The organism is Geomonas subterranea, assembly GCF_019063845.1.
In the GTDB taxonomy this organism is placed as follows: Bacteria; Desulfobacterota; Desulfuromonadia; order Geobacterales; family Geobacteraceae; genus Geomonas; species Geomonas subterranea.
In genome coordinates this window covers 2,918,522-2,931,422 of sequence record NZ_CP077683.1, presented here as the reverse complement: position 1 = coordinate 2,931,422, position 12,901 = coordinate 2,918,522, and the positions used below count along the sequence as shown (strand labels likewise).

The 12,901-nt window shown below is 62.0% G+C and carries 10 protein-coding genes; 3 read left to right on the top strand and 7 right to left on the bottom strand.

Features of this window, described 5'->3' with window-relative positions:
- Positions 1-116 precede the first annotated feature (116 nt).
- From lon to KP001_RS12700, 6 genes are all read right to left on the bottom strand, one after another.
- On the bottom strand, positions 117-2,435 hold the full coding sequence (gene lon / locus KP001_RS12725; RefSeq protein WP_217286008.1) for an endopeptidase La: 2,319 nt from the start codon (positions 2,433-2,435) through the stop codon (positions 117-119).
- A gap of 85 nt (positions 2,436-2,520) precedes the next feature.
- The gene (locus KP001_RS12720; RefSeq protein WP_217286007.1) at positions 2,521-4,464 is read right to left on the bottom strand and encodes an ABC-F family ATP-binding cassette domain-containing protein; all 1,944 of its coding nucleotides are present in this window, start codon (positions 4,462-4,464) and stop codon (positions 2,521-2,523) included.
- Positions 4,465-4,678: 214 nt separating this feature from the next.
- Positions 4,679-5,011: a YajD family HNH nuclease gene (locus KP001_RS12715; protein WP_217286006.1), complete on the bottom strand. Its 333-nt coding sequence runs from the start codon at positions 5,009-5,011 to the stop codon at positions 4,679-4,681.
- 237 nt (positions 5,012-5,248) lie between these two features.
- Positions 5,249-5,824 (bottom strand): HDIG domain-containing metalloprotein, encoded by a 576-nt coding sequence (locus tag KP001_RS12710; protein WP_217286005.1) that lies wholly within the window; start codon positions 5,822-5,824, stop codon positions 5,249-5,251.
- A gap of 65 nt (positions 5,825-5,889) precedes the next feature.
- Positions 5,890-6,390 (bottom strand): MaoC family dehydratase, encoded by a 501-nt coding sequence (locus tag KP001_RS12705; RefSeq protein ID WP_217286004.1) that lies wholly within the window; start codon positions 6,388-6,390, stop codon positions 5,890-5,892.
- Positions 6,391-6,440: 50 nt separating this feature from the next.
- Positions 6,441-7,382, bottom strand: a complete 942-nt coding sequence (locus tag KP001_RS12700) for a DMT family transporter (RefSeq protein WP_217286003.1) — start codon at positions 7,380-7,382, stop codon at positions 6,441-6,443.
- Positions 7,383-7,615: 233 nt separating this feature from the next.
- Between KP001_RS12700 and KP001_RS12695 the strand changes: the two genes are divergently transcribed.
- From KP001_RS12695 to KP001_RS12685, 3 genes are all read left to right on the top strand, one after another.
- Positions 7,616-10,015, top strand: coding sequence for a tetratricopeptide repeat protein (locus KP001_RS12695; protein WP_217289604.1), 2,400 nt, complete (start codon positions 7,616-7,618; stop codon positions 10,013-10,015).
- Between the two features lies 1 nt (position 10,016).
- Complete coding sequence (locus KP001_RS12690; protein ID WP_217286002.1) at positions 10,017-10,583, top strand: LysM peptidoglycan-binding domain-containing protein; 567 nt, start codon at positions 10,017-10,019, stop codon at positions 10,581-10,583.
- A 183-nt stretch (positions 10,584-10,766) separates the two neighbouring features.
- The gene (locus KP001_RS12685) at positions 10,767-11,249 is read left to right on the top strand and encodes a rubrerythrin (RefSeq protein ID WP_217286001.1); all 483 of its coding nucleotides are present in this window, start codon (positions 10,767-10,769) and stop codon (positions 11,247-11,249) included.
- 43 nt (positions 11,250-11,292) lie between these two features.
- Here the strand turns inward: KP001_RS12685 and KP001_RS12680 are convergent, their stop codons facing one another.
- Positions 11,293-12,822, bottom strand: coding sequence for a LysM peptidoglycan-binding domain-containing protein (locus KP001_RS12680; protein ID WP_217286000.1), 1,530 nt, complete (start codon positions 12,820-12,822; stop codon positions 11,293-11,295).
- Positions 12,823-12,901 lie beyond the last annotated feature (79 nt).

Below are 12,901 nucleotides of genomic sequence, written 5' to 3'. Positions count from 1 at the left end.
TGAAGCGAGAAAAAAGATAACATTTGTCCTTTTGAAGCGCAAGGGGTAGGAGACAAGAAATCCCGCGGGATGTGCTCCCGCGGGATTGGGGATGCGGCGAGGAAGAATCGGGGGGCCTACTTCAACGCCTGGGCGAACACCTCGCGGATGTCCTCCACGAAGAAGAACTGCAGCTCCTCTTTCACGTTTTCCGGGATATCCTCCAGATCCTTCTTGTTCTTGGCCGGTGCCAGCACCTTTTTCACCCCGGCGCGGCGGGCGGCGAGCACCTTCTCTTTCAGGCCTCCGATGGCGAGCACCCGCCCGGTGAGGCTCATCTCGCCGGTCATGGCGACGTCCCGCTTCGCCGGACGGCCGGAGAAGAGCGACACGATGGTGGTGGCAATGGTGATCCCGGCGGAGGGACCGTCCTTGGGGATGCTTCCGGCGGGAACGTGGATGTGCAGCGTGGTGTCGTCGAAGGCCTTTTTCTCGATGCCGAGTTCGGTGCAGTTGGCCTTGACGAAGGAGAGGGCGGCGCGGGCGGATTCCTTCATCACCTCCCCCAGCGACCCGGTCAGGATCAGGTCTTCCTTACCCTTCATCTTGGTGGCTTCCACGAAGATGATGTCCCCGCCGCTCTCGGTCCAGGCGAGCCCGGTGGCGACGCCGATGCGGTCCTTCTCGGAGGCGACCTCGTCGAAGAACTTGGGCGGGCCGAGGAGCTCGGAGACCGTGTCCGGATCGACCAGGGTGCGCAGCGGCTTCTCCTGGGCCACCTCCTTGGCGATCTTGCGGCAGATGGAGGCGATGTTGCGCTGCAGATTCCTGACCCCGGCCTCCCGCGTGTAATCGTGGGTGACCCGGTAGATCGCCTCGTCGGTGAACTCCGGGACCATGTTGGCGAGCCCGTTTTCCTCCACCTCGCGGGCGATCAGGTACTTCTTGGCGATGTTCAGCTTCTCCTCGTCGGTATAGCCGGAAAGGGTGATCACCTCCATGCGGTCCTTCAGGGGCGCCGGGATCGGGTCGAGCTGGTTGGCCGTGGTGATGAACATCACGTTGGTCAGGTCGAACGGGACGTCGAGGTAATGGTCGGTGAACGAGAAGTTCTGCTCCGGGTCCAGCACCTCCAAAAGGGCGCTCGCCGGGTCGCCGCGGAAATCGGCGCCGATCTTGTCCACCTCGTCCAGCATGAAGACCGGGTTGTTGGAGCCGGCGCGGTTGATCTCCTGGATGATGCGGCCGGGGAGCGCGCCGATGTAGGTGCGCCGGTGCCCGCGGATCTCCGCCTCGTCGCGCATACCGCCCAGCGAGATGCGTATGAACTTGCGCCCAAGCGTCCTGGCGATGGACTTGCCCAGGCTGGTCTTGCCGACACCCGGAGGGCCCACGAAGCAGAGGATGGGGCCCTTCATCTTGTCTTTCAGTGCCCGTACCGCCAGGTACTCGAGGATCCTTTCCTTCACCTTCTTCAGGTCGTAGTGGTCCTCGTTCAAGACCGCCTCGGCCTGGTTGATGTCCTTGTTGTCCGGGGTGCTGGTCTGCCACGGGATGGTGGTCAGGTAGTCGAGGTAGGTGCGGGAGACCGTGTACTCGGGGGAGGCGGGATTGATCCGCTCCAGCCGCCGCATTTCCTTTTCGGCGATCTTGCGGACGTCCTCGGGCATCTTGGCGCTCTCGATCTTGCTCCGGAGCTCCGTCGTTTCGCCCTGGCGGGAATCCTCCTCGCCCAACTCCTCCTGAATCTGCTTCATCTGCTCGCGCAGCAGGAATTCCTTCTGGCTCTTGCCGACCTTCTTGGTGACCTCCGCCTGCACCTCTCCCTTGATCTGCAGCCGCTGCACCTCGTTGGTCAGGTGCATGTAGACCTTTTTGAGCCGCTCGAGCGGGTCGGTGGTCTCCAGCAACTTTTGCAGTTCGTCGATGGGGAGGTTCAGGTAGAGCGCCACCAGGTCGGAGAGGCGCGCGGGGTTGTCGATGAAGTCGATCATCTTCATCACGTCGTCGGGAAGGGGGCGGCCGTAGGAGAGGGCGATTTTGAGGAGAGCGTTCAGGCTGCCGACCAGCGCCTCGGAGACCATCGATTTCTCCGCGAACTCGCGCACCGGTTCGAGGCGCGACAGCGCCACCGGGGTCTGCTGTACGATGGCCAGCACCCGGACCCGTATCACGCCCTCGAGGACGACCTTGGCGCCGCCGCCGGCGAGCTTGTTGATCTGCACCACCTTGCAGAGTGTGCCGATCTCGTGCAGCGCCGAGAACAATTCCCCGGTCGGCTCCTGTTTAAGCTTCGCCAGGGCCACCAGGTTGTTGAAGAGAACCGCCTCTTCGAAGGGGGGCATATCCTCCTGTTTCAGGAAGATGGTGAAGACCATGTAGGGGAAGGCAATGATCTCCCGCAGGGGAAACAGCGGGACGATCTCCGGCATGTTGATGGTGACGTTCTCTGTCATGGCAGTATTTCCAGATACTTGGTTGAGGGCGCGAATTTGAAAAGATTACTGGATAAGCGCCACCTGTCAACCTGGAACTGCCCGTTTAGCTGGCCTCCCACGCTTCGTACAGCGCGGCGATTTCGGTGCTGAGTTCAGCGTGGCGTTCGCCGGCGAGGCGGGCCGCCTCGTGGTTGGCGAAGAATTCGGGTGCAGCCATTTCCTCCTCCAGTTTGGCGAGTTCCCCTTCTTTCACCCCGATCTTTTCTTCGATCTCCGCCAGCTTGCGCTCCCGTGCCCGCTCCTCCTTCTGGCGCTGCTTGTCCTGTTCGCGCTGCTGCTGGCGGGAAAGGCGCTGGTCGGGTTGCTCCGTTGCCGCCTCGACCGGTTTCTCCTCACCCTTGCCCGGGGTGAGCCGCCCCAGGCCGTCCTGCCCGGGGGCTCCGGCCGCTCCGGCGGTCTTCTCGAGGTAGTACTCGTAGTCGCCGTAGAAGCTCTCCAGTTTGCCGCCGCCGACCTCGACCACCCGGGTGGCCAGGCCGTCGATGAAGTGCCGGTCGTGGGAGACGAAGACCACGGTTCCGCCGAAATTCTTGAGGGCCTCGAGGAGCACATCCTTGCTGAACAGGTCGAGGTGGTTGGTCGGCTCGTCCATCAAAAGGAGGTTGGCGGGGCGCAGCAAAAGCTTGGCGAGCGCCAGGCGGTTTCTCTCGCCGCCGGAGAGGACGCCGACCTTCTTGTGGATGTCGTCGCCGGAGAAGAGGAAGGCACCCAGGATGTCGCGCAACTGCGGCACCATGTCGTAAGGGGCGTCGGCCAGCAGCTCGTCGTACGCCGAGCGGGAGGCGTCCAGTTCCTGGGCCTGGTCCTGGGCGAAGTAGTCCTTGATGACGTTGTGGCCGTCCTTCACCGTGCCGGAGGTGACGTCGGCGTTGGCCAGGACGCGCATCAAGGTCGATTTGCCGGCGCCGTTGTGTCCGACCAGCGCGATCCTCTCGCCGCTTTCCACGGTCAGATCGACCTGATTCAGCACCACGTTGCTCCCGTAGGCTTTCACCACGCCGGAGAGTTCCATCACGGTCTTGCCGCTTTTGGGAGCGGTGGGGAACCGGAAATGGATCTTCTTGCGTTCCGGGGGGAGCAGGATGCGCTCTATCTTCTCCAGCTGCTTGATGCGGGACTGCACCATGGCGGCCTTGTCCGCCTTGTACCGGAAGCGCGAGATGAAATCTTCCATCTTCTCCACTTCCTCGTCCTGGCGCTTCTTGGCCTCGCGCAGGGCGGAAACCCGTTCCTCGCGCTGCACCAGGTAGTTGCTGTAGTTGCAGTGGTAATCGGTGATGGCGTGGTTCCAGACCTCGGCGATCCGCGAGCAGACCTGGTCCAGGAAGAAGCGGTCGTGGGACACCAGCATGACGGAGTAGGGGTACCCCTGCAGATAGCTTTCGAGCCAGTTGCGCGCCTCTATGTCCAGGTGGTTGGTCGGCTCGTCCAGAAGGAGTACGTTCGGCTTTTTCAGGAGGAGCTTCGCCAGTGCGATGCGCATCTGCCACCCTCCCGAGAACTCGCCGCACTCCTTCTCCCAGTCAGCCGGAGAGAAGCCGAGGCCGGTGAGGACGTTGCCCACCTCGCTCTCCATGGCGTACCCCCCCTTGAGGCGGAACTCCTCCTGGAGGTGGCCGAAGCGGTCCAGGAGCTGGTCGTGCCCCGGCGCGTCGTGAGGCTCCCGCTCCAGTCGGGCCGTCAGTTCCGCGATCTCACGCTCGATCTCCTGCAGCTCCGACAGAGCCGTCATCACCTCGGCGAAGAGCGGCTGTCCCTTGGCGACGATGCCGTCCTGCGGCAGGTAGCCGACCGTTCCGCCGCGGGTGATCTGGATCTCGCCGCTGCTACTTTCGACCTCGCCGGCGATGATGCGCATCAGGGTCGACTTGCCGGCGCCGTTCTCGCCGACGAGGCCTACGCGTTCGCCCTTTTTCAGGTGCCAGTTGATCTCGGTGAAGAGCGGTTTGCCCGCAAAATCCTTGGAGAGTTTCTTCAGGTGCAGCATGGGGAGCTTCCTTCCTTTGGGTCATGCGGGGCGGGTTATGGCCCCGGGGATAACGGGGCATTGTAGGATTAGCGGCGGGAGTTTGTCAAACAGGGATAAAGGGGATGCACGGGATACAGGCTAACAGGGATGAAGGGGATACAAGGGATAAAGGCAAAGACTGCTGAATCCCCTTTGACGTAATCCCCTTTATCCCCTTCATCCCTGTCCCTGTTCATCTCTTGTCTTTGCCTTCCAGGTAATCCGCCAGGATGGTGCGGCTGTGCTCGTCGTCGTGGCAGTAGACGCAGAGGTTTTCCCAGTTGCTGCCGTCGGGCGGGTTGTAGTTGTGGTTGCCGTCCTTGTGGTGCACGGTCAAAAGGTGCAGGTTGGAGAGCTCGAACTCGCGCCCGCACTTGGCGCAGATCCAGCCATGCAGCTTGAGCGATTTCTCACGGTAGTTCTCGGGACGCTGCTGCTCACCACGCATCTTGCGCACCAGTTCGTCGATCTCCTCGGCGCTTTTGGGCATCACGTTCCGGGGACCGCGGGGGCGGAATGCAGACATGGGTGCTCCTCCTTTAAGGTGCGGTAGATGGTACAGTTTTCCTTGCGTTGCTGTAGGGGCAAATAATTATTTGCCCTGCGCACTGGCCCCGGCGATTGTTCACGCGAGAGCACCGGGGGGCGGGGAAGGTGGGCGAATGATTATTCGCCCCTACAGGTGCCGGTCGAGGCCCCCTCCCTGTCCTTCCCACTCCGGGGGCGGGAACGTATGGCAGAGGTGCTGTGCATCCTGCTGTTGCTACAGATTCCCTTTGAGCCCGATGGCCTCGGCCTCGGCCCGCATCCCCTCGATGGTGTCGGCGATCAACTCGTTCAACTCGACACCCATCATGGCGGCGCCCTTCTCGATGATGGAACGGTCGGCGCCGGCGGCGAACGCCTTGTCTTTCCACTTGTTGGTCACGCTCTTCACCGGAAGGTCCAGGATGCTCTTCGACGGGCGCACCAGCGCGGAGGCCGCCACGAGCCCGGTCAGCTCGTCTATGGTGAAAAGGGTCTTCTCCAGGGGGGTGAGCGGCTCGACGTCGGTGCAGATCCCCCAGCCGTGGGAAACCACCGCCCGTATGTACTCCTCCGGCCATCCTGCGTTTCTCAGGATCTCCGGGGCCTTGTGGCAGTGCTCTTCGGGGTGGCGCTCGTAGTCGATGTCGTGCGCCAAGCCGATCACGCCCCACATTTCCTCATCCTCACCGTACTTCTTCGCCATGTGGCGCATCACCGCTTCCACCGCGAGGGAGTGCCTTCTCATCTGGTCGCTGGGGAGGTATTCCCCGATCAGTTTCCAGGTCGCCTCCCGGTTCGGTCTGCTACTCATAAACGTGCCTCCCTCGTGTTTAGTTCGGTTGGATCGTAGTCAAAAATGCCAACGATGTCAATCAGCTACCCCTTCGGCTCCAGCCGGGCGATCTTCGGCTCGTGCCCCTTCTTGTACACCATCAGCGTCCTCTTGAAGCTGATCACGATGTCGCCGTTTTGAGTGAAGCCGGTGGTCTTCACCGTCACGATGCCGAGATTGGGGCGGGATTTCGATTCCCTCTTGGAGAGGACTTCGGACTGGGAGTACAGGGTGTCCCCCTCGAAGAGCGGGTTGGGGAGGGTGACCTCGTCCCAGCCGAGATTGGCGAAGACGTTCTGGGAGACGTCGGTGACGCTCTGGCCGGTGACGATGGCCAGGGTGAGGGTGGAGTCAACGAGCGGCTTGCCGAACTCGGTCTGCTCCGAATAGTGCTGGTCGAAGTGGACCGGCGCGGTGTTCTGGGTCAGCAGCGTGAACCAGATGTTATCGGTCTTGGTGATGGTGCGCCCCAGCGGGTGGGGATAGACGTCGCCTACTTCAAAATCCTCGAAGAACCTGCCGCGCCAGCCTTCCTTGATTGCCATCTCGACCTCCGGTGTCTCTGTAGTGGGAGCGGCGTCCGCCGCGGTTCATCTCAATCCGTTACCGTCTGTGACCTCACATAAAGTACCAGACCGACCAGGGAAAGCGCTACGCCGGCCATCCCCGTCACGCCAGGCCATGCTCCACCAAGGAAAAGGATCTCGCCCAACAAAGAGAAGATCACTTCGGTGGATTGGGTGGCGTCGACGGCGGAGAGTTCAAAAGGGGTCTTGGCCAGGTGGCGCGCCTTGTAAAAGAGTGTGGTGGCGATCACACCCGAGAAGACGGCGACCACCGCCGTGTTGATCAACTGCCCTCCGGAGGGCGCGGGAGGCTGCACGCAGAGCGTGAGCACGATCCAGAACGGGATGGAACCGAGCACCATGATCAGGACACGGGCGACGCTGTCGTCGAGGACGGCTGCGCTGGCGTCGGTAATCGTGACGACCTTGCCGTGGCGCGCCTCCCAGATCAGTTGGTTCCCCAGCGGATAGGCCAACGCGGCCACCAGCACCGGCACCACGCCGAGCACCGTTTCCCGGATCGACGCCGCTGACGCCTGTTCGCACGTCACCAGGACTATGCCGATGAAGATAAGGGCGGTGAAGGCGATGCCGCGCCTCGGCACCCGCTTGCCGAACAAGAGCAGCACCAGCGGCGTGGCGAGGATGGTGGACTGCCAGGTGGTCGCCACCACCCAGCCGGGCGCGAAGGACGAACTGAAGGTCAATAGCGAATAGAACACGCCAAAGCCGATGCTGCCAGCCAGGGTCCAGAAGCACCAGTTGACCCGGAAGGCGGCGAAGACGCCCCGGAGCAGGCGCGAATTGCCCGCCAGCACCAGCCAAAGGCTCAGCATGAAAAACATGTAGAAGTAACGCAGGCTGGCGGTCCAGATCCAGTGGCCACCCTGAAGGCTCATGGCGCGATTGAGGACAAAGGTGCTGCTGAAGAAGAGGGCCGAACAAATGCCGATGAGAATAAGACGTGTCATTAGTACCCGAATTTGGTCAGTTGTCCCTGTCGCTGATTTTGCTATGTCTCTGTAGCGGAAAACGTCATCGAGGTAAAGTGAAAACGATGCACGTCATAGCCCCCCCGGCATCCTCGCGCACCCTTCCCGGCACCCTGCCCGCATCGCTTCGGTAAATGGCACAAAGTACCGCAAACACAGGTTTGACAGGGATTGGGGGCGGGGGCATTCTGCGTTGACAATAGTTGTCTATGATGATACTTTCCGACACGTTCAACGCTTTATACCTTATGCCCGGAAAGGTTCATCACGTGCATCTTTATAAGATTTTCCGTGCCTCATTCCCGAAAATCACAGCCGTCCTGCTGCTCATAGCGCTCCTTCTGCCCGCGCCCGCCTTTTCTCTAGATTCTGACGATTCACAGATCTTTATCACCGGGTTCAACGCCTATCAGAAAAGAGACTATAAGACCGCGATCGACAACATGTCAGGGCTGCTCAAGAAGTACCCGGACACGCCGCTCAAGGATATGGCGCTCTTCTGGCTTGCCAGGGCCAACTACAAGGTCGGCAACAACGCCGAGGCCGGCAAGTACATGGCGCAGTTTCTCCACGACTATCCCGAGAGCCCGCTGAAGGCGACGGTCGAGGGTGAACTGCTCCAACTTGCTGACAAGTACCAGAAAGGTCAGCCGATCGCCGCAACGTCGAAAGCCGCCGCGCAGCCTGTCACAGACAAGGCCGCCGAGAAGGCCGTTGCCGAGAAAGCTGCCGCCGAGAAAGCTGCCGCCGATAAAGCCGCTGTCGCGAAAGCAGCTGCTGACAAGGCTGCGGCTGAGAGCGCCGCCGCTGCGAAAGCCGCCGCCGAGAAGGCTGCCGCCGAGAAGGCTGCCGCTGAGAAAGCTGCCGCTGAGAAAGCTGCCGCTGAGAAAGCTGCCGCTGAGAAAGCTGCCGCTGAGAAAGCTGCCGCTGAGAAGGTAGCCCAGAAGACTGAGACAAAGAAGATGGCCAAGGCCAAAAAGCCCGCTGCGGAAAAGGGGAAATCGGCAGCTCTGCGCAAGAAGGCCATCGCGGCTTATAAAGACGTCATCGACCGTTATCCCGGCACTCCTGCCGCGTCCAACGCATCGGCCAAGCTGCTGCAGATGGGGATCGAATACCCCGCCGTCAGGAGGACCGGAACACCAGGCGCTGCGGGCGAGGTGACCCAGGTCTTCGAGATCGAAGTGGCCCAGTTCGCCGATCTCGATGTGGAAATCGGAGCTGCCGCCGAGACGCTGGAGGCAGGCAAGGCATTCGCTATCCCGATGGTCATCGTCAACACCGGCAACGGTAGCGACAGCTTCAATCTCGAGTCGGGGTTCCCGTCGGAGTACGGTTTCCATTTCGCCGCAGCATCCAATCCTGATGCCGCCATCAGCAAGACACCGGCTCTCGCCGTAGGGGAGAAGTTCCGGGCGCTGGGAGTCGGCACCATCCCGCGCGGCAATATCGACGGGCAGAAGAACAGCTACCCCGTGAAGGTCACCTCTTCTTTGGCGCGGGAGGCTTCCCAGACCAGGGAAATCGCCCTGGTAACTTCCGCTCCGCTGCTCAGGGGCGTGGTGAAGACGGATAAGACCAGGCTGTTGCCGGGGGAGAAGGTTGCTTACCGCATTTCCCTGCTCAACATCGGTAGTGCGGCGGCTCGCGGCGTAACCTTCCGGCTCAACTACCCGCCGCAGTATGAAGCCGTCGCGTTGCCCTCCGGATTCAAGCAGGAAGAGGGCGCACTGGTCATGGACGGCATGCGGCTCAAGTCCGGCGAGAGCCAGGACCTCAACGTCACCTTCCGGCTGAAGGAAGAGGCGCTGGCGGACCAGGAGTTGTTCGTCAGGGCGGACCTCCTCAACGGCGGCCTGAACAAGAAGGAATCCTTCGTGTCCGCCACGACGGTCGTGCAGCGGGTGAGCGGTGTCACCGCCAGGACCGGCGCCGGCAAGCTGGTGGTCATCCCCGGGCAGACCGTATCCGTTCCGCTCATCGTGACCAACACCGGCAACGCCAGGGAGGTCTTCTCCATCAAGGCGAGCGTCCCGGCCCAAGCCACCTACAACTTCTTCGAGGACGCGAACCGTGACGGCAAGCGGCAGGCAAGCGAGCCGATCATCAACCATGTCGGCCCCCTGTCCCCCAAGGAAGAGGCGTATGTCGTCCTTGAGATCGAGACACCGGCAAGCGCGGCCGACGGGGCTGTGGCTTCCGCCTCGGTCCGGTTCGAATCGGAAAACGCGGGCGACCGCTCCGCCGCCGTCCACCTGCAGCTCGCCTACTCCCGGCCGGTGCTGGAATTGAGTCTGGCGGCCCGTGGCGGCAAGCTCAAGCCGGGCGAGGTCTCTTCGCTGGAGCTCAACTGCGTCAACCGCGGCTCGAACCTCGCCAAGCAGGTCATCCTGCAGAGCGCCCTTCCGCCCCAGCTCGAACTGGTCGCGGCGGACCCGTCCTTCAGCAGGTTCGATAACGGCATATATGTCTGGCGCATCGACGAACTCGGCGCTGGCGAGAAGCGCAACATCAAGGTAACCTATCGTGTCAAACCGGGTATCGCCGTCGGCACCAGCGTACAGATGAAGAACTCGCTGACCTACCAGGACCTCCTCGGGAACAGGTACTGAGATGGCAAACCGCCGCATCGTCACCCTCGGCACTCTCCTTTCGCTTGCCTGCGGCACTGCCGGGCACGCGGAAGAGATGCTGCTCTATACGCCCAAAGAGACCACCGGCGCGGACGCACCGGCGTCTCCCAGGGAAGGGGTCCTGGTCCGGACGGTGACCGTCAAACGCGGAGACACGCTCGCCAAGCTCTCCAGAAAGCACATTGGGGTGTCTGACTACTTCCCCCAGATGCTCGTCTTCAACAGGATCAAGAACCCGGACCTGATTCACCCCGGTGAGAAGCTGCTGGTCCCGGTGCCTCCGGGGCGGCCGGGCAAGACGAAAACCCGCAGCAGCCATGCCGGGCGCCGGACAGCGGCGAAGCAAGCCACCCCGGGCGAGTCAACCCCCGCCAAGCCGGGCGAACAGGATCTTTTTCAGATGGGCCAGCGGGCATATCTGGGCCATGACTACCGCGAGGCCCTGGCCAGGTTCAACGATTTTTTACGTGCATTTCCTCGTTCCAGGTTCGCCGCGGATGCCTCCCTGTACCGTGCGGACTGCTTCCTTCACCTGTCCGGGGAGTAAGTAACCGCCTCTTCCGCCCGCCTCCAGACCCACACCGATGCCGCAACCTCCGCGGGAGTACCTGTTGCTGAAGCACTCTGCCCGGTACAGATCCTGCCGTCAGAGGTGCGACCTGGGGGGGATGGTAGGAATTGCTGTGTAATGATATGTAATTATTGTGTTTTTCGAATGGAGGATTCCAGAATGGAAAAAGCGATAGCGTTCCAGGTAGCTGCAGGTGCCAGCCAGGTTTTAGGAGTGTGCGAGAAGGCGGAGTTCGCCTGCGCCGAGCTTTACCATCACTTCGCCAACCAGTTCAAGGACGATCGTGAGATTTTTTACATCTGGCTGAAGAGCGCCCTGGAGCGTGAGAACCGGGCCAGGCTCCTGACCCTGGTCGGGAAGCTGGCGCTGGACGATGTGATAGCGGGGGTGCATCTGGAGTTGGCGGAGGCAGAGGAGGTCCTTGCCAAGGTCCGCGCCTCGCTGGACGTGGTAAAAGAAGAGCCCCCCGAGGTCCGGGAGGCTCTCCAGCTTGCCATGGACCTGGAACGGACCCTGGACCGGATCACGATAGAGAAGGTGGTGCAGTTCACCGAATCGTACCAGAAGTGGTTCCTGTCCATCATGAACCGCGATCAGATGGAGCTTTTGCAGAATGCCTACAAACAGCACGGCCGGGACTGACCCGGCCGCTGAGATCTGCATAAAGTCTTGAGGGCGCGAACGGCTACCGCGTTTCCTGCTTGTAGCCGTTCAATTTTGCCAGCTCCCGCACCAGCGGATCAACCTTGCGGTCCGTGATGAAGATCCTCCCCCCTTTGGCGTCGTTGAGCATCACGCCTGCCATCCGCACACCGTATCCCTTTTCCCACAGCGACCACAGGTCCTGCTCGCCGTAGCGCCCCGCGACGTCCAGCCGGTTAAACAGCTTGTCGGACAGGCTCTGCAGATCGTCGTGGTCCTGTATCGCTATTACTTGATACCCCTTGGCTTCCAGCAGGTTGGTGAGCGAATCGCCCAGGGGGTCTCCCTGGAAACGCGCCAGCACGTAACGCCTGCCGTTCTTCTCGAAGTAGCGGTACACGGGGATTTCCAGCCGCACCCCGTTGTTGTCGTCGGCATAGAGGTCGATGCTCTTGTCAGTCTGGAACCTGATGCCCAGGGCTTCCAGCAGCGCGTCCGCTATCCCCCTGGGATCCTTCTCCGGAATCTGGTACAGCACGCTGTCGTCCGGCCTCCCGGTGATGATGGGGGCGGTGGACGGCGTCTCCACCAGCTTGAAGCCGTGTGACGCAAGGAGACGGACCAGCGCCTGCGGGGTGGCGGGACGCTTGCCCGGGACCTTGAGCAGGGTGATGTCCTGGCGCAGCAGGCTGTCCTGGCTCTTCTCTATCTTGAAGTCCGCCTGAACGATGACCTTGCAGTCGGTACCGAAGTCGACCAGGAAGTCCTCTTCGAAGGAATAGAAGCGGGCGGCGTTCAAGAGGGCGCGGTAAAAGGCGCGGGGATTGTCAGGGCGCTCCGACACAACGCTCAACTGCGGGTTTTTCTCCTGGAGCAGCGACTTCACCAGCGGCGGAAGCGAGCCGCCGGCGTCGACGAGGATGGTGCCGCCGTCCTGGCCAGCCAGCACCGGGTAACGCTGCGGGTCGAGCGACAGGGAGAAGGCGCTGGAGAGGTAATCGAGCTGGGCCTTGCTCGACGGCGCGTCGGGAACGAGCTGGGGCCAGACCTTCGCCGCGTCCTGCACCGCCTCCGGGTTGCTTGCCGGACCCGGCAGGCCCGCCGGTTGCGTCGCGGGTGCCTTGAAGAACATGACGGTGGCGCCCTGGGCCTCGTTGGTGCCCCTGCCCGGTTTGGCGGCCGCTATCTTGGTGGTCCGGCGCGTCTTTGGCTTGTGACCGGCCGGGTCGATCGGGATCAACAGTGTGGTTCCCACCTGCAGCCTGCGGATGTCCGCGAGGTGATTGGCGGCCTGGACCCTGAGGGCCACCGCATCGGCCCGGTCCCCGGTGATGCCGTACTCCCGGGCCAGCACACGGTACAGGAAGTCGCCCCGTTTCACCTTGTAGGTGACCGTCCCGGAGCCCTTCGGGGCCGGTTTCGTTTTCGGGGCGGGAGCCGGCATGGGGTACTTCTTGGCCAGGGCTGCCGGTTCGATTTCGAACTTCTTGTCGATGGAATACGAGGTTAACGGAAAAGCGGCCAGCAGGATCAGGGCCAGGCCCAGCTGCTTCTTGTCGAGACTAACCAGCATGCAAACTCCCGATTGAAATGGTTACGCCAAATGCAATGACATGACAAAACTACGTGTAGGTGATTGTCGCCGTGGAGCC

Coding starts and splice junctions, on each gene's coding strand:
- KP001_RS12710 (WP_217286005.1), bottom strand. CDS start 5,824: ATGAGTAGCAGACCGAACCGGGAGGCGACCTGGAAACTGATCGGGGAA.
- KP001_RS12695 (WP_217289604.1), top strand. CDS start 7,616: ATGATACTTTCCGACACGTTCAACGCTTTATACCTTATGCCCGGAAAG.
- KP001_RS12715 (WP_217286006.1), bottom strand. CDS start 5,011: ATGTCTGCATTCCGCCCCCGCGGTCCCCGGAACGTGATGCCCAAAAGC.
- KP001_RS12680 (WP_217286000.1), bottom strand. CDS start 12,822: ATGCTGGTTAGTCTCGACAAGAAGCAGCTGGGCCTGGCCCTGATCCTG.
- KP001_RS12685 (WP_217286001.1), top strand. CDS start 10,767: ATGGAAAAAGCGATAGCGTTCCAGGTAGCTGCAGGTGCCAGCCAGGTT.
- KP001_RS12720 (WP_217286007.1), bottom strand. CDS start 4,464: ATGCTGCACCTGAAGAAACTCTCCAAGGATTTTGCGGGCAAACCGCTC.
- lon (WP_217286008.1), bottom strand. CDS start 2,435: ATGACAGAGAACGTCACCATCAACATGCCGGAGATCGTCCCGCTGTTT.
- KP001_RS12690 (WP_217286002.1), top strand. CDS start 10,017: ATGGCAAACCGCCGCATCGTCACCCTCGGCACTCTCCTTTCGCTTGCC.
- KP001_RS12705 (WP_217286004.1), bottom strand. CDS start 6,390: ATGGCAATCAAGGAAGGCTGGCGCGGCAGGTTCTTCGAGGATTTTGAA.
- KP001_RS12700 (WP_217286003.1), bottom strand. CDS start 7,382: ATGACACGTCTTATTCTCATCGGCATTTGTTCGGCCCTCTTCTTCAGC.